Here is a 17,381-nt window from a genome sequence, read left to right as displayed (position 1 = left end):
GCGAGACCGGAACCATGATGAAACCGCATCTGATTGTGATTGGCAACGGGATGGCGAGCGCGCGATTCGTCGATGTGTTACGGCAACTGGCCGCGACGCGCTACAGCATCACTGTGATTGGCGATGAACCGCGCGCCAGCTATAACCGCATCCTGCTGTCGCCGGTATTGAGCGGCGAAAAGGCGTTTTCGGATACCCTGCTGACGCCTGCAGCTATCGATGATGACGCGGCGTTGCCAGTCAATTATCTGCTGGGTGAACGGGTACTTCATATCGATCGCCAACAGCGTGAGGTGACAACGACGCAACGGCAACTACATTACGATCATCTGGTGCTGGCGACAGGTTCCACGCCGTTTATGCCGCCGATGCCGGGTATCGATCTGGCGGGCGTGTGCGGCTTCCGCACGTTGGATGATGTCGAGCTGATGTTAGCGACGATCCGCCAGTCCGTCCCTGCGGTGGTGATTGGCGGGGGGCTGCTTGGCATTGAAGCGGCGGCCGCGCTGAAACGGCGCGGTGCCGATGTCACGTTGCTGCATCGCGTCCCGATTCTCATGGAGCGTCAACTGGATGCCACGGCAAGCAACCTGCTGTGCGACAGCCTGCGTGCTCGTGGTATTGCCTGTGAGACCGATGTGCAGGTACTCGCGCTGCACGGCGATGAAAAAGGCGTAACGGCTGTCGCACTGGCTGATGGGCGCACGATTCCGGCCGGGTTGGTGGTGGTGACCGCGGGCGTGATCCCCGTCAGCCAGTTGGCGCGCGACTGCGGCTTACCCTGTAACCGCGGCGTGCTGGTGGACGGACAGTTGCAAACTGCCGACCCGTATATCAGCGCAATCGGCGAATGTTGTGAACTCAATGGCGAAACCTTCGGGCTGGTTGCCCCGTGTTTCACCCATGCCGCGCTGGTGGCGCAGCGCCTTGCCGGACACGCGCCGCAAGACTATCAGCACGAACAGGCAGCGACGCGGCTGAAAGTCACGGGAATTGGCGTGGTCAGCGGCGGCGATATTCACGTGGCGCCGGATGATGAGGTGTACACCCTGTTTGATCCACAGACGCCGCACTACCGTCGTCTGCTCCTGCGCGATGGTCGGCTGAGCGGTGTCCTGCTGTATGGCGACACCGACGACAGCCAGCATCTGCTGGCCGCGCTGGGTAGCGCAACGGAAGACGAGCCGCCTGCCTCGCTGCTTTTCGGTCTTTCCTCTCCCGATTCTGACTCACAGCCTGACGCTGTAAGGATCCCTGTCATGAGCAAACCTATTTTGGTGGTCGTCGGCCACGGTATGGTCGGCCACTATTTTCTTGAACAGCTGGTTGAGCGTGACCTGCATCGGCATTACCACATCGTCGTCTTTGGCGAAGAGCGCCATGAAGCCTATGATCGCGTTCATCTCTCCGAGTATTTTTCCGGCCGCAGCGCCGCGTCGCTGTCGTTGGTAAAAGACGGCTTTTTTGCCGAAAGCGGCATTGAACTGCGCAGCGCCAGCGAAATCGTGGCGATCGATCGGGAACGTCAATGTGTATGTGATGCGCAGGGCCGGGAAACCGCCTACGACAAGCTGGTGCTGGCGACGGGCTCTTATGCGTTTGTTCCGCCGATTTCCGGCAATACGCGCCCCGGCTGTCTGGTGTACCGCACGCTGGACGATCTGGACGCGATTGCCGCACAGGCGAAAAAGGCTAAATCCGGCGTGGTAATCGGCGGCGGTTTGCTGGGGCTGGAAGCCGCAAACGCCCTGCGTCAACTGGGGCTGGATACCCACGTGGTGGAGTTTGCGCCGCGTCTGATGGCGGTTCAACTGGATGAAAGCGGGGCGGCCATGTTGCGGCGCAAGATTGAAGCGCTGGGGGTACAGATTCATGTCAGCAAAGAAACGCGGGAAATCACCGACGGCGAGCAGGCGTTGCATCGCCTCTGTTTTGCCGACGGCAGCGTGCTGGAAACCGATTTGGTGCTATTTTCCGCCGGGATCCGTCCGCGAGACAAACTGGCGGATAGCTGTGATTTAGAGAAAGGGCCGCGCGGCGGCATCGTGATTGACGACCATTGCCGGACGTCGGATGACGCAATTTTCGCCATCGGCGAATGTGCGTTGTGGAAAGGGCAGATTTTCGGGCTGGTAGCGCCGGGCTATCAGATGGCGCGCAGCGTGGCCGATACGCTGGCGCAGTGCGACACGCCGTTTACCGGCGCAGATATGAGTACCAAACTGAAGCTGCTGGGCGTTGAAGTCGCTTCGATTGGCGATGCGCACGGTCGCACGGCGGGGAGCCAAAGCTATCAGTGGACGGACGGTCCGAACGAGATCTACAAGAAAATCGTCGTGTCTGCCGACGGCAAGCGTTTACTGGGGGCGGTATTGATTGGCGACAGCCGCGATTACAGCACGCTACTGCAAATGATGCTCAACGATATGCCGTTGCCCACACAGCCGGAAGAACTGATTTTACCGGTGCGTTCCGGCGATGCGCCGAAAGGGCTGGGCGTGGCGGCCTTGCCTGCCAGCGCACAGATCTGTTCGTGCCATAACGTCAGCAAAGGCGATATTTCGGCTGCGGTGGCGGGGGGCTGCGGCGAACTGGGTGCGCTGAAAACCTGCACCAAGGCGGGAACGGGGTGCGGCGGCTGTGTACCGTTGCTTAAACAGGTGATGGAGTATGAACTGACGCAGCTGGGTGTCGAAGTGAAGAAGGACATTTGCGAGCACTTTGCCTATTCGCGTCAGGAACTGTATCACCTGATCCGCGTGCATGAGATCCGCTCGTTCGACAGCCTGCTTGAACGCTACGGTCACGGCCTGGGCTGCGAAGTGTGTAAACCGCTGGTGGGGTCGATGCTGGCGTCCTGCTGGAATGAGTATCTGCTGCAACCCCAGCACCTGCCGTTGCAGGATACTAATGACCGTTTCTTCGCCAACATCCAAAAAGACGGCACGTACTCCGTGGTGCCGCGCGTTCCGGCAGGGGAAATTACGCCGGCAGGACTGATTGCCATCGGTCAGGTGGCGCAGCGCTATAACCTGTACACCAAAATTACTGGCGGCCAGCGGGTGGACCTCTTCGGCGCACGGCTGGAACAGCTTCCGGCGATTTGGCGCGAGCTGATTGACGCCGGATTTGAAACCGGTCATGCCTACGGTAAATCGCTGCGTACCGTGAAATCCTGCGTGGGGTCGACCTGGTGCCGCTACGGCGTGCAGGATTCCACCGGACTGGCGATCCAACTGGAGCACCGTTACAAAGGGTTGCGTTCACCGCATAAGATCAAAATGGCGGTGTCCGGCTGTACCCGCGAGTGTGCAGAAGCGCAGAGCAAAGATATCGGCGTGATTGCCACTGATAAAGGCTGGAACCTTTACGTGTGCGGCAACGGCGGTATGAAACCGCGCCATGCGGATCTCTTCGCCAGCGATCTGGATACGGAAACCCTGCTGCGCACCATCGATCGGGTCTTGATGTTCTATATCCGCACCGGCGACCGTCTCCAGCGCACCAGTACCTGGATGGAAAATCTGGAAGGCGGTATTGATTATCTGCGTCAGGTGATTCTGGAAGACAGCCTGAATATCGGTGAAGAGTTGGATAAAGAGATGCAGCGCGTGGTGGATGCCTACCAGTGCGAATGGCAAACCACGCTCGAAAGCCCGGAACGTCTGGCGCTGTTCCGTGGTTTCCTCAACAGCGATAACCCGGATGAAGCGGTAGTGATGGTGCCGGAGCGAGGGCAGATTCGTCCGGCGCAGGATGGTGAGAAGGCGGCAGCGCCGGAACCGGTTGCCCTGAAACCCGCCGTACAGGAAGCCGAGTGGATACGGGTGGCGATGCTGGACGATATTCCGCGTCATGCCGGTATGGCGGCGCGTCTTGGACAGCAGCAGATCGCACTGTTCCACCTGCCGGGCTGCGAGCAACTGGTGTACGCGTTGGAAAACCATGAACCGGGCAGTGGGGCGAATGTGTTGTCGCGTGGGTTGATCGGCGATGTCGCGGGCGAACCGGTGGTGATTTCCCCGCTGTATAAGAAACGCTTCAGGCTGCGGGACGGAGTGAGTCCAGACGACCACGTGCTGTCTGTGCGCGTCTGGCCTGTGCGCGTGGAAGACGGTGAGATCTGGGTATGCCGTCAACCACTGGCCGTGCCTGCACGCGTTGGTCTGGCAGAAACTGATATGGCGAAAGCATCATGAACGCGCGCGTCTGTCGGACCACCTGCCCTTACTGTGGCGTCGGCTGTGGCGTGCTGGCGGAACGCGACGAGCAGGGTGCGGTAAAGATCGGCGGCGATCCGGCGCACCCGGCGAATTGGGGGCGGCTGTGTGTCAAAGGTTCCGCACTGGGAGATACGCTGGATCTGAAAGGCAGATTGCTGTGGCCGCTGGTAGAAGGGCGTCGTGTGAGCTGGGAGCAGGCGCTTGATACGGTGGCCGAACAGCTGCTGGCAACCATACAGCAGCACGGCCCGCAGTCGGTGGCGTTTTATGGTTCAGGCCAGCTGTTGACGGAAGATTACTACGTTGCCAACAAGCTGATGAAGGGCTTTATTGGCGTCGCCAATATGGATACCAATTCGCGGCTGTGCATGGCGTCGGCGGTGATCGGCTACAAGCGCGGGCTGGGGGCGGATGCCGTTCCCTGTAGCTATGAGGATATCGAGCAGGCGGACGTGGTGGTGCTGGTAGGGTCTAATACCGCCTGGGCGCATCCGGTGGTGTATCAACGCTTGGTACAGGCGAAACAGCAGCGGCCGCAGATGCGGGTGGTGGTGGTCGATCCGCGCCGTACCGCAACCTGCGATACCGCCGATCTGCATTTACCGCTGCAACCCGGCAGCGATGCGGGGCTGTTTAACGGCCTGCTACAGTGGATTGCGCAGCACTCGCGGGTCGATATCATCGAATCAGCTGAGCGTTTTTCCGGCGTGGAGGAGGCATTACAGTCAGCACAGGTATGGTCGGTGGCGCAGGTGGCGGATTTCTGCCAGTTGAATGAGGCTGATATCAGGCGTTTCTATCACCTGTTCAGCACCAGCGAAAAGGTGGTCACGCTTTATTCGCAGGGCGTTAATCAATCGTCTTCGGGCAGCGACAAATGCAACGCCATCATCAATGCGCATCTGCTGAGCGGAAAAATCGGTCTACCCGGTAGTGGTCCCTTTTCGATAACCGGACAGCCCAATGCGATGGGGGGACGGGAGGTTGGCGGCTTAGCCAATCAGCTTGCCAGCCATATGGGGTTTACGCCACAGGATATCGAGAGGGTTGGACGCTTCTGGCAGAGCGATAATGTGGCGACGCAGCCCGGCCTGAATGCGGTAGATCTGTTTCGCGCCGTTGAGCGCGGTGATGTTAAAGCGGTGTGGATTATGGGCACCAACCCGGTGGTGTCGATGCCGGACGCCGACCGGGTGAAACAGGCGCTGGAGCGCTGCCCGCTGGTGATCGTCTCCGAGGTGATGCGCCATACCGATACCGCAGAAACGGCTGATATCTTACTCCCCGCCTTAGGCTGGGGGGAGAAAGACGGCACGGTGACCAATTCAGAACGCCGGTTATCGCGCCAGCGCGCCTTTCTGCCTGCGCCGGGGGAGGCCAAAGCCGACTGGTGGATGTTAAGTCAGGTGGCGCAGCGCATGGGATTTGCCGACGCATTTGCGTATCAGCATCCGGCGGAAATCTTTCGTGAACATGCGGCGCTGTCGGGGTTTGAGAATAACGGCAGCCGTGCGTTTGATATCAGCGGGCTGGCGATGCTCAGCAACGAGCAGTGGCAGCAGTTGGAACCGATACAGTGGCCGGTGAATACGGCATTCCCGCATGGCCGTGCCCGACTGGGGGACGATGGGCGATTCTGGCATGCGGATGGCAAAGCGCGTCTGGTGGCGGTTGCCCCGTCGCTGCCGCAAAGCCCATGGAGCATGGCGTATCCGCTGGTGCTGAACACCGGACGCATCCGCGATCAGTGGCACACTATGACGCGTACCGGTAAAGCCGCCCGACTGATGCGGCATATCAGCGAACCTTATTGTGAGCTGCATCCGCAGGATGCGCAGACGCACGATATTCAGGCGGGCGATCTGGTGCGTCTGTCGTCGGCGCACGGCTGGATGCTGGCGCGGGCAAGGCTTGATGCCGGGCAGGCGCGCGGCAGTGTGTTTGTGCCGATGCACTGGAATCAGCAGTTCAGCGCGCAGGCGCGGGTTGATAGTTTAGTCGCGCCTGTGACCGATCCCCATTCCGGCCAGCCGGAGAGTAAACACAGCCGGGTACGAATCCAACCCTGGCATACCGCTTGGCAGGCAACGCTATTTCTAGCCGACGAACCGATGTCACCACCGCTTACCCCCTCGCCCGATCACGATGTTCTGCCGCCGCCCGTGACCTACTGGAGCAAAGTGCCCCATGATGGCGTAACGCAGTATCTGTTTGCCGACCGCACGCCGGTAGACGACTGGCAGGCGTGGCTGGCTGAACGCTACGGGCTGGAAAATATGCAGTGCCAGACCGCGCAGGGCAAAGGCGTATTCCACCTGATTGGCTGGCGCGAAGGGCGCGTGGTGCTGGCCTGCTATGTCAGTGCGCAGGCGCTGCGTATCGACAGCGATGCGGTGCATCAGGCGTTTATCACGCCGCCCCAGCTATCGCACGAGCGGCATGCGCTGCTGGCGGGGCAGGCACCGCAGGGACAGATGAAGCAGGGCACGACGATTTGCAGTTGCTATAGCGTCGGCGAAGCGACCATTGTCGATGCGATCCGCAAAGGGTGTCACAGCGTTGCTGCATTAGGCGGCGCACTGAAATGTGGCACCAACTGCGGTTCCTGTATTCCCGAACTGAAGGCGTTATTGAGTCAGCATGTCCCAATAACGGTCAATGAACTGAAAAAAACAGGTTGAGCGCCACGGCGTAATGAGGTGTGACATGATGACGACACAATCAATAGTGGCGCGGGGTCAGCGGCGTCAGCCCGTACTCGGCGGTGAAATCTGGCTGGTGGGCGCGGGACCGGGTGATGCAGAATTACTGACGCTGAAGGCGCTGCGGGCAATCCAGCAGGCGGATGTGGTGGTCTACGATCGGCTGGTGTCGGCGGAGATTATGGATCTGGTGCCGGAGCAGGCGCTGTGCATCGACGTCGGGAAAACGCGCGGTTGCCACCGTCTGTCACAGGAAAAAATCAATCAGCTGTTGGTCGAACTGGCGCAGGCTGGGCAGCGGGTGATCCGTCTCAAAGGCGGCGATCCCTTCGTTTTCGGACGCGGCGGTGAGGAGATGGACTACGCTCAGCAGGCGGGGATCGTCTGCCATGTGGTGCCCGGCATTACCGCCGCGACAGGCTGTGCGGCAGCTGTCGGCTTACCGCTGACGCACCGCGCCTGCGCGCAGTCGGTACGTTTTGTGACCGGCTACGCGCGTGACGGCGAACCACAGTTAGACTGGCCGACGCTGGCGGACAACCAGCAAACGCTGGTGTTTTATATGGGACTCAGCCACAGCCGTCGTCTGTGCCAGCGCCTGATAGAGCACGGGCTGTCGGCGCAGACGCCGATCGCGATTATCGAACGCGGCACCCAGCCGGAGCAGCGACTATTGACCGCGACGCTGGCGACCTTACCAGCATTGTTGGCGCGCTATCAGCCACAGTCGCCCAGCCTGCTGGTGGTCGGTGACGTCGTGCGTTTCTGCCGCCATCCTGCGTTACACGTTGAGGCCACATCTGCGCGGTTGGCGATGGAAAAGCATGAAGCCGCCTGACGGCAACAGATTCCTTTCTATGGTGAGCGCCTCATTTTGAATGTGAAAAAACGTGTTTTTCTTCGAGGCGCTTTCCACTTCCTATCATGTTTTCTGTTTTGATATCGCATCCCCGTTATCTTCCCTACTGAATTTTTAGCCAGTGTCTGACAAGGAAGGGAGCGAGATGCCATCGCACGATGCGATCTTCAAGCAGTTTCTGAGCGACATCGCAGTTGCCCGGGATTTTCTGACTATTCATCTGCCGGATAAAATTCGTCAGCGATGTGATTTCAGCACGCTGCAACTGGAGTCCGCGTCGTTTATCGATGAAAAACTGCGCGCGCGAATATCGGACGTGTTGTACTCACTGTACACCACAGCGGGTAAAGGATACATTTACTGTGTGATTGAACATCAAAGTCGCCCGGAAAAGCAGATGGCTTTTCGGCTGCTGCGTTATTGTCTGGCCGCCATGCAACAACATCTGGATCAAGGACACGATCGTTTACCATTGGTGGTGCCGCTGCTGTTTTACCACGGCAGATCGCGGCCTTATCCTTACAGTCTACGGTGGTTGGACAGTTTCGCCGATCCTGTATTGGCGCAAACGCTATATGAACAGTCTTTCCCGCTGGTAGATTTAACCGTCATGCCGGATGATGAAATTCGAACGCACCGACGGATAGCGTTGTTGGAGTTAGTGCAAAAACATATTCGAACCCGCGATATGCTGGAGTTGGCGCGAGAAATTGGGTTATTATTTGAACGCTGGTCGGTACCGCTGACGCAGCGCCGAGCGATACTATTCTATATTGCGCAAACGGGAAGCACATCCAAACCCGCAGACTTCATTGACGCACTGGCTGCTCCGCTATCAACCGGTCAGGAGGACATTATGACGATTGCAGAACAATTGAAAAAAATGGGATTCGACGAGGGTATTCAGCAAGGATTAGAACAGGGGATGAAAAACAGTGCCAGGCAGATCGCCCGTAATTTATTGCTAACGGGGATGGATAAGAACAGCGTGCAGCAGGTCACTCAGATTGAAAACGAAGAGCTTGAGCAACTGATAACGGCTGTCCTACATGAAACACAGCATTGATATATGCTAAAAATCGAGCGTTGCTACTGCCTGTTACGGGGCAAGGCCAGTCTGGCAACGCTCTAATCTTGCCTTTAACGGAGAGATTTTAGCCTTTACGTACCCGCGCGGTCAGCCCTTTCAGAAAGTAGCGGATCACCTGATCGCCGCAGGCGCGATAGTTTTTGTGGTCAGGCGCGCGCATCATCGCAGTCACTTCCGGCACTGAAATACGAAAATTTTGTGCCAGCAGGATCGCCTGAATATCATCCGTTTTGAGTGAAAAGGCAACGCGCAGCTTTTTCAGGATAATATTGTTGGTCATCTTGCGTTCAAACTGTGGCGCAGGCTGGTTTTCATCTTTGCCGCGTTTTTGCAGAATCAGTCCATTCAGGAAATAACTCATTACGATGTCCGGGCAAGGTTGATAGCCTTCTTCGCCCTCTTTTTTGACGTAGCTCGCCAACTGCTGGGGAGGGACTGTCATCTCCACCAGCGCCAGGATCTTCAGCAGGTGGTCATTATTCAAATTCAGCATATAGCGCACGCTGCGCAGGACATCGTTATTCATCATTACCGGAGTTTTCTCGCCGTTCGTCTTCGTATGGCGCAGTAGTATAAAGGGAACGGCGGAGAAATGCAGAAACGATCGCGTGATGAGCGAACGTCACTTTTAGTGTGTATCTGAGTGTATCGTTCTGACTGTTTTCCCCAGCCCATTAACCGGGGTAATGATGAGGATAACTTGCCGAAAGTGGTATATAAATAGAGTCGGTACGAAATTTTAGAGCGGTATTGAGAATGATTTTTTTATCAGGGAATGAAGACGATCGTTAAATAATAGTGAATTTTTTACGAGGTGAATTTATGGAACGAATTAAAGATCTTCGTCAATATATTGATATTCTTGCTAAGTTAGGTGACATTCGCACGATCGACCGTGAGGTGGATCCGCACCTTGAGATGGCTGCCATCGCCAGGCGGGGTTACGATCTCCACGCCCCGGCACCTTTATTTAATCATATCCGTGGTACATCCCGTGGAATGAGGGCGATGGGGGGGCCCGCGGCGCTCAGTTCTGTACCCGGTAAACCCGCCGCGCGCGTTGCGCTGTCCGTCGGTTTATCTGCTGATGCGTCATGGTTGGATATCGTTGAATGTCTGGCTGCATCCAAGCACGCCACACCCATTCCTCCCCGTCTTGTTGCCAACGCGCCGTGCAAACAACATATCCTCCATGGAAAAGAGGCCAGCCTCGACCTGTTTCCTATTCCTTATCTTCATGACGGGGACGGCGGGCCTTACTGCAACACCTGGGGCACGATAGTTGTTAAAACGCCTGACGGCAAATGGACAAACTGGTCCATTGCCCGTATCCAAAAATTAGATGCACACCGTATGACGGGGCTTTTCATGCATCCGCAGCATATTAACACCGTGTGGGAGGCCTGGCGGAAAATTGGCAAGCCAATGCCTTTTGCCGTCGTGCAGGGAGCTGAACCCGCGCTTCCCATCGTATCTTCAATGCCGCTTGATGAATATGTTAACGAATCCGATTATCTGGGGGGGCATTTTGGTGAAGCGATAGAGGTGGTGAGCTGTGAAACCGTGGATCTTGACGTTCCCGCTAGTGCGGAAATTGTTATTGAAGGACATGTCTCAATTGAGCGGGAAGCTGAAGAAGGGCCATTTGGGGAATATCCCGGTTATGTGGTGACGGAAAAAAGTTTGCAGCCGGTTTATCATGTGGAGTGCATTACTTATCGTGATGGCGCGATATGGCCGTTTATTCCTGAAGGTCGTCCGATCGATGAATACCACACGACGGTTGCCGTTGCGCTCAGCGCAGAAGCGCTTTCATTGCTTCAGGAAGCGGGTCTACCCGTGGCCCATGTCTGGTCGCCACTGGAAACCGCCAATCATTGGTTATTTGTGACGGTGCAAGCCGACTGGCGAGATAAACTGCCCGGCGTCAGTAGTGAGGCGTTCACCGATAATATCGCCCAGATTATCTGGAATACCAAGTTTGGCCTGCTTTGCCCCGTCATCTATGTATTAGATGATGACATTGATCCGACACAACCGAAGGATTATTTATGGGCCGTCGCGACGCGCTGTCACCCAACAAAACGCTGCATTACCAGTATCGGCCCTGTTCTGCCGATCATCGCGTGTTATACGGACGAAGAACGCCACGCCCGAACGGGGGAACGGGTCGCCCATGATTGTCTGTTGCCTGCACCGGGCCAGGGGCGTCAAAAACACAGTTCGTTCGAAGGGGCGTATCCTCAGGAGATACGGGAGCGAGTCATTCATTTATGGGATGCGGAATAATGTGTTTTCCGCGGCACGTCCGATGACCCGGATTGTGCCCGGAGATCTGACGCGAACATCCGCACTGCTTCTGATTCAGACGTGCCGTTATTCCGCAGATTGAGACAGGACCGCGTCGAGTAAGCCGGGAAAACGCTGCTGCATTTCGCGATAGCGCAATCGATTAATGTGTGTCGTACCGCTGTTGCTGGTATGCAGCAGTCCCGAATCACGCAGCACCCGGAAGTGATGAGAGACGCTGGATTTGGGTCGACCGCCATCAAGTTCGCTGCACGTTGCTTCTCCGTGCAAGGCCAGTCGGCGCACGATCGCCATGCGTAACGGGTCGCTCAAGGCGTACAGAACGCGCTCAAGTACAAAATCTTCGGGGGCAGGGTGTTTAAAAGGTCGCATAAACGAATTATAGCGTCAGGGTTGTCTGAAATCCATTATTCGAATAATATCGAAATATCGAAGTAAACAGACAAGGTAGGAAAAATATGTCCGCACTGTTTCAACCCTTCAAACTAAAAGACATTACGCTACGCAACCGCATTGCTGTTCCACCGATGTGTACCTATTCCGCACATGATGGCCTGATCAACGAGTGGCATCAGGTGCATTATGCCTCGCTGGCGCGCGGTGGTGCCGGGTTGGTTATCGTGGAAGCGACGGCTGTCGCCCCCGAAGGCCGCATCACGCCGCACTGCGCCGGTATTTGGAACGATGAGCAGGCGCAGGCGTTTGCCAACGTAGCCAAATCCATCAAAGCTGCGGGCGCAGTACCGGGTATTCAGATTGCCCACGCCGGACGTAAAGCCAGTGCCAACATTCCCTGGGAAGGCGACGATCACATCCCTGCCGGCGATCCGCGTGGCTGGCAGACGATTGCCCCTTCCGCAGAGCCGTTCGGTGCAAATCTGCCTAAACAGCCGCAGGAAATGACGCTGGAAGATATTGCTCGCGTGCGGGATGATTTTGTCGCAGCCGCTCGCCGCGCGTTGGAGGCCGGGTTTGAATGGCTGGAGCTGCACTTTGCTCACGGCTATCTGGCACAGAGCTTCTTCTCCGTTCACTCCAACAAGCGTAACGACCAGTACGGCGGCAGTTTTGATAATCGCAGCCGTTTTCTGTTGGAAACGCTGGCTGCCGTTCGCGACGTATGGCCGCAGCACCTGCCGCTGACCGCGCGTTTCGGCGTGATTGAATTTGACGGTCGGGATGAAGAAACCCTGCAGGAATCCATTGAGCTGACGCGCCGCTTTAAAGCCGCAGGGCTAGATATGCTCAGCGTCAGCATCGGTTTTTCCACGCCGGAAGCCAACATTCCGTGGGCGCCTGCCTTTATGGGACCGATTGCTCAACAGGTGCGCGAGCAGGCCGATCTGCCTGTTTCCTCTGCCTGGGGCTTCGGTACGCCTGAGCTGGCTGAACAGGCCGTGGCGTCGGGCCAGTTGGATGTAGTGATGGTGGGTAAAGCGCATCTGGCGAACCCGCACTGGAGCTATCAGGCGGCACGCGAACTGGGCATCGAACGGGCCTCATGGACGCTGCCAGCGCCGTATGCCCACTGGTTGGAACGCTATTAATTACTGATAAATATCTGTGAGGACGTTAGGTGCATCAAGATAAAAACAGTAGGATTTCGCGCACGATAAGCGGCGAAATATCTCTGTGGAATTGATATGACGCCGCCTTAGGGCGCCCAATCGCCGGCGCGCTAAGTCCTCAGTTTTTGGGCGTCAATGGAACCGCTAACGTGGTTCCATTGGCGCCTATGGTCGCTTTTGAGTCGTCAGTGGCGTTGGCGGCACCGCTGACGCTTTTTATTGATCGACGACGGAACCGTCGACGTGCAGTCGGGTTTTCAGGCCGCGACGACGATAAGGGAAGCGGTTCTCCAGATCGTCAGCGAGCTCAATGCCGATGCCGGACTGCGTCGGTATCTCCATAAATCCCTCTACGCATTTGAACGTGTTCTTCACCACGTCTTTTTTCCGCACGCCGTTTTCGACGCCGGTCGCGCCAAATTTTTCCGACAGCGCCGGTTGATCATCCCCCGGATACTCCAGCAGGGCAAAATTCGGGATGCTGACGGCGATCTGTAAACAGGCGGCGGTAGAGACGGGGCTAAGCGGGTTGTGCGGGACGACCATCAAATCGTTGGCTTCTGCCAGCGCCGCCACTTTTTTCGCGCCGGTGATCCCGCCGCACATGCAAACATCGGGGCGCACATAGGCGACCGCGTTACGGCGGATCAGCATCGCGAACTCCTGCGGGTTATTCAGACGTTCACCGGTGGCGATAGGAATATTGATTTTGTCGGCCACCTCGGCCATTGAATCGAAGTTATCTGCGCCGATAGGATCTTCAATAAAATAGGGATAAAACGGCTCAATGCCGCGTGCGAACACCACGGCATCGGCAGGTTTCAGGCGACGGTGGACCTCAATACACAGGTCGACATCGTTACCGACCGCTTCCCGATAGAGACCGATACGCTCGATGGCTTCGCCGACCTCTTTGGCGTGGGTAGTAAAGTAGGGCGCATCGCGCGATTCATCGAGAAAAGGCGTCAGGTGCCCAATCGCGGTGAAGCCGTCGGCTTTGGCCTGTTTCAGATTGGCGATAGTCTCTTCTGTCGTGCGGCCACCCGCATGCGCATAAACGCGCGCCTTGTCGCGGCAGCGTCCGCCCAGCAGGTTATAAACCGGCGTATCGTAATACTTGCCCGCAATGTCCCACAGAGCGATATCGATGGCGCTGATGGCGCCCATAATGGCGGCGCCGCGGAAATGCCAGCAGCGGTACATATACTGCCAGTGATGTTCAATCCGCAGCGGATCCTGTCCAATCAGATACGTGCGCAGCGCTTCGACCGCGCCTTTGGAGGCATCGAGAAAGCCCCAGGCACCGGATTCGCCAATGCCCGTCAACCCCTCGTCGGTCGTGACCTCAACAAACATATAACGGTTCGCTAAAATGACGCGCACATCGGTAATTTTCATTAATACTTCCTTTTAGTTAGCCTGCTTTGCATCGAGTCTAATCACAGCGGCGTACGGGTTGTCAATGGCAGAAAAAGGTGCGAAATAGGATAGCTCTCCGGCGCGACCTGCACTCGATCAGAGATGCCCTGACAGGCGCTGGTGAATTTTCGTGCTGTTCGTGTCCAGCCCGATGATCGAAACCGTCGCATGGTAGCGGTGATAGCGGGTTTCAATCGCGTCGAGTGCCGCCACGCTGGACGCATCCCAAATCTGGGCGTGGGTCAGATCAATCGTGACGTTCTGCGGATCCTGCGCATAGAGGAAGTGCTCGAAGAGATCGTTACTGCTGCCAAAGAACAGCGGCCCGCGTACCCTGTAGTATACCGACTGCCCGTCTTCGCTCACCTGACGCTCCGCGTGAATGACGTGCGCCACGCGACGCGCAAACAGCAGGATGGCAAAGATAACGCCACCGGCGACGCCGATCGCCAGATTCCCCGTCGAGACGGTGGCGATGACGGTGACCAATACCACCAGCGTTTCCGATAGCGGCATCCGTTTCAGCGTAGTGGGGTGCAGGCTATGCCAGTTCATGGTTTTAAGCGCGACGATCATCATAATACCCGCCAACACCACCATCGGGATCTGCGCCATGAGCTCGCTCAGCCCTGTCACCAGCAACAACAGCACCAGTGCGGCGGCGAGGGTGGAGATACGCGTGCGCGCCTTACCCAACTCCACGTTGACCATGGTTTGCCCGATCATCGCGCACCCGGCCATGCCGCCGTAGAATCCGGCGAAGATATTGGTCACGCCCAGTCCCCAGCATTCGCGGCGCTTGCTGGATGGTGTATCCGTGATGTCGTCTACCAGTTTGGCGGTTAACAGTGATTCCATCAGCCCGACGAAGGCGATACTGAACGCGGTTGGCCAGATGATACGCAGTGTCTCAAGATTGAACGGCACCAGCCACTGGGTGAACCCTGGCAATCCGGGCTGCATAGGGCCGGCATCGCCGACATTAGGCACGGTGATGCCGGTAAAGATGGCAATCGCGGTCACGGTCACAATGGCAACCAGCGGTGCGGGAATGCTTTTTACCGCATAGGGCAGCAGTAAAACGATCGCGACCGTTAATGCAAATAGTAGCCAGACGAGTGAAGATTGGCCGTAAATATGTGGCACCTGCGCGGCGAAAATCAGGATGCCCAATGCATTCACGAAACCGATCATCACCGAACGGGGAATATAGCGCATCATTCTCGCCAAACCTGCCAGTCCAAACAGAATCTGTACGATCCCTGCCATGATGACGGCGGGCAGAATATAGGCCACACCGTGCGCGTGCACCATCGGACCGATAACCAGCGCCACGGCGCCCGCAGCTGCGGTGACCATTGCAGGGCGGCCACCGAGGAAGGACATCATAAAGCATAAAACCACGGATGCGATCAGGCTGACTTTCGGGTCAACCCCCGCAATAATGGAAAATGAAATCACCTCTGGAATAAGCGCCAGCGCGGTGATGGTGCCCGCCAGAACCTCACGCATCAGTAACGAAGGTGAGCGTAATATGGCAAGCGTTGATGATGCCGATGGAACCGACGGCGCTGTGGTGTTGGACGATGGAATCATAATATTGCAGGCTCTTATTCTTTTCTTACGTACCGTGATGGCCCAAACGGCATACCCGGTGGTTGAACTGACGCGTCAGGCCGTCGAAGGCCTCGTTCTGAGACCAACGCATCGCGTTGTTCAGAACGCTAACGCTTGTCACGCCATGCGAATCTTCAGGAACGATAAGGCATGATGAAAAGCGGCAAAGAATAAATTATCGGCATGATAAAAGATACTCTTCTCATCAGTGAGACATCCGCCAGTGTGGGATTCTATTGCGCCGCGCCGTGGGCTTCCTATTCCACGCGCGGTAGGTAGTCAGGAAAACCATTGACTCAATCAGGGACGGACCCTTCGGGATAAGAGCCGTAATACTGTCGCCGCCAATATCAGCATAGCTATCCCCAGCAGACAAACCGCGCCCCAGCCCCAAAGGGCCCACAAATGCGCGCCCATGGCCGCGCCTATTGCCCCGCCGGTAAAGGTGAACACCATATAAACGGTATTCAGACGAGCCCGGAATTCGGCGGGCAGCGTAAAGATACGCGCCTGATTGGCGATTTGACCGCTTTGCAAACCGAAATCAAGCAGGTTAACCCCCACCACCAGCAGAGCCAGCGGATACCCATACGGCGACCAAAACAAGAAAAACGCGAGCGCGACGGCGATAAGCGACACCGCGTTGACCAGTTCCGGGCTAAAGCGGTCACTGAGGCGTCCCATACGCGGCGCCAGCAGAGCGCCCGCCGCGCCCCAGAGGCCAAACAGCCCGATTTCGGCAGGGGTCATCCCAAAAGCCGGCGAGGCCAGATAGTAAGCCAGCGTCGCCCAGAAGGCTGAAAATGCGCCAAATACCAAAAATCCCATCAGACAAGACAGCAGCAGCGGCGGGTATTTTACTATCAGGCCCGGTATTGGCCGCAGCAGGGCCAGATAACGCTTGAAAGTGAGTCGGGGGGTATGATGACTTGCAGCAGGTAGGCAAAAAGCCAGCATCATCAGTACGGACAGGTTCAGCACAGCGGCGACAAGAAACGGCGCACGCCATGTGCCCGTCAGGTCTGCCAGCACGCCAGAGAACGTTCGCGCCAGAAGAATCCCCAGAATGAGCCCGGTCTGTAGCGAGGCAATAACTCTTCCGGTCTGTCCCTTATCCGCGACGGAGACGGCAAAGGGAATAATCACCTGAGGGATCACGGTGAAGGTCGTAAGGAAAAAGCTGGCTATCACAAGGATGTCCAGTCCGGGCGCAAAAGAGGATGCCAGCAACATCAGTGACGTCATGACCAGCAGTGCGCCGCATAAACGCCGCGGTGACAGGCTGTCTGCACAGGGGACGACGAACAGTATCCCACAGGCGTAGCCCGTTTGCGCCAGACTGGCTACCAGGCTGGCGTGCTCCGGCGCTGCGCCGAAATAGCGGGCGATCTCATTGAGTAGCGGCTGGCTAAGATAGACGTTGGCGACGGTAATACCGCAAGCGATGGCCAGTAGGAAACATGTTCCCCGACCAAGCCTGAAAGTGGGCTGAGTCATCGTGTTCGTCACGTTTTAGGTTCCTTTTTTACCACTGGAGGATGATCGTCGGTAATGAACGCAGCCCCGAAAGGAGCTTATCCGGCATTGTTTGCT

General features: G+C 57.0%; 11 protein-coding genes. 6 read left to right on the top strand and 5 right to left on the bottom strand.

Translation table 11 applies throughout. The features are described from left to right. The first annotated feature begins 14 nt into the window (after positions 1 to 14). From nirB to EDC54_RS07700, 4 genes are all read left to right on the top strand, one after another. Positions 15 to 4,199: a nitrite reductase large subunit NirB gene (gene nirB / locus EDC54_RS07715; RefSeq protein WP_380895448.1), complete on the top strand. Its 4,185-nt coding sequence runs from the start codon at positions 15 to 17 to the stop codon at positions 4,197 to 4,199. Next, on the top strand, positions 4,196 to 6,904 hold the full coding sequence (locus EDC54_RS07710) for a nitrate reductase (RefSeq protein WP_132454845.1): 2,709 nt from the start codon (positions 4,196 to 4,198) through the stop codon (positions 6,902 to 6,904). The genes nirB and EDC54_RS07710 overlap by 4 nt, the downstream gene beginning before the upstream one ends. 25 nt (positions 6,905 to 6,929) lie before the next feature. Next, positions 6,930 to 7,763 carry a uroporphyrinogen-III C-methyltransferase gene (gene cobA / locus EDC54_RS07705; RefSeq protein WP_132454843.1) on the top strand — a complete coding sequence of 278 codons (834 nt, stop codon included), beginning with the start codon at positions 6,930 to 6,932 and terminating at the stop codon, positions 7,761 to 7,763. 166 nt (positions 7,764 to 7,929) lie between these two features. After that, the gene (locus tag EDC54_RS07700; RefSeq protein WP_132454841.1) at positions 7,930 to 8,850 is read left to right on the top strand and encodes an Rpn family recombination-promoting nuclease/putative transposase; all 921 of its coding nucleotides are present in this window, start codon (positions 7,930 to 7,932) and stop codon (positions 8,848 to 8,850) included. A gap of 88 nt (positions 8,851 to 8,938) precedes the next feature. Here EDC54_RS07700 and EDC54_RS07695 read toward each other — a convergent pair whose 3' ends face one another. Next, entirely contained in the window at positions 8,939 to 9,403 is a 465-nt protein-coding gene (locus EDC54_RS07695; protein WP_132454839.1) for a YehS family protein, read from the bottom strand. Positions 9,404 to 9,696: 293 nt separating this feature from the next. On the opposite strand from EDC54_RS07695, the gene EDC54_RS07690 reads away from it, so the two are divergent. Then, entirely contained in the window at positions 9,697 to 11,163 is a 1,467-nt protein-coding gene (locus EDC54_RS07690; RefSeq protein WP_132454837.1) for a UbiD family decarboxylase, read from the top strand. A gap of 87 nt (positions 11,164 to 11,250) precedes the next feature. On the opposite strand, the gene EDC54_RS07685 is transcribed toward EDC54_RS07690, so the two are convergent. Further along, positions 11,251 to 11,556, bottom strand: a complete 306-nt coding sequence (locus tag EDC54_RS07685; RefSeq protein WP_132454835.1) for an ArsR/SmtB family transcription factor — start codon at positions 11,554 to 11,556, stop codon at positions 11,251 to 11,253. A gap of 86 nt (positions 11,557 to 11,642) precedes the next feature. On the opposite strand from EDC54_RS07685, the gene EDC54_RS07680 reads away from it, so the two are divergent. Continuing rightward, entirely contained in the window at positions 11,643 to 12,731 is a 1,089-nt protein-coding gene (locus EDC54_RS07680) for an NADH:flavin oxidoreductase/NADH oxidase (protein ID WP_132454833.1), read from the top strand. Between the two features lie 237 nt (positions 12,732 to 12,968). Here EDC54_RS07680 and EDC54_RS07675 read toward each other — a convergent pair whose 3' ends face one another. The 3 genes from EDC54_RS07675 to EDC54_RS07665 form a co-directional block, all read right to left on the bottom strand. Next, positions 12,969 to 14,150 (bottom strand): mandelate racemase/muconate lactonizing enzyme family protein, encoded by a 1,182-nt coding sequence (locus EDC54_RS07675; RefSeq protein ID WP_132454831.1) that lies wholly within the window; start codon positions 14,148 to 14,150, stop codon positions 12,969 to 12,971. A gap of 117 nt (positions 14,151 to 14,267) precedes the next feature. Continuing rightward, on the bottom strand, positions 14,268 to 15,767 hold the full coding sequence (locus EDC54_RS07670) for a SulP family inorganic anion transporter (RefSeq protein WP_132454829.1): 1,500 nt from the start codon (positions 15,765 to 15,767) through the stop codon (positions 14,268 to 14,270). A 321-nt stretch (positions 15,768 to 16,088) separates the two neighbouring features. Next, complete coding sequence (locus tag EDC54_RS07665) at positions 16,089 to 17,297, bottom strand: MFS transporter (RefSeq protein WP_230514490.1); 1,209 nt, start codon at positions 17,295 to 17,297, stop codon at positions 16,089 to 16,091. Positions 17,298 to 17,381 lie beyond the last annotated feature (84 nt).

The organism is Samsonia erythrinae (genome assembly GCF_004342665.1).
Lineage (GTDB): Bacteria > Pseudomonadota > Gammaproteobacteria > Enterobacterales > Enterobacteriaceae > Samsonia > Samsonia erythrinae.
The sequence above is the reverse complement of the archived record's forward strand: the minus strand, read 5'-3'. Positions and strand labels throughout refer to the sequence as shown.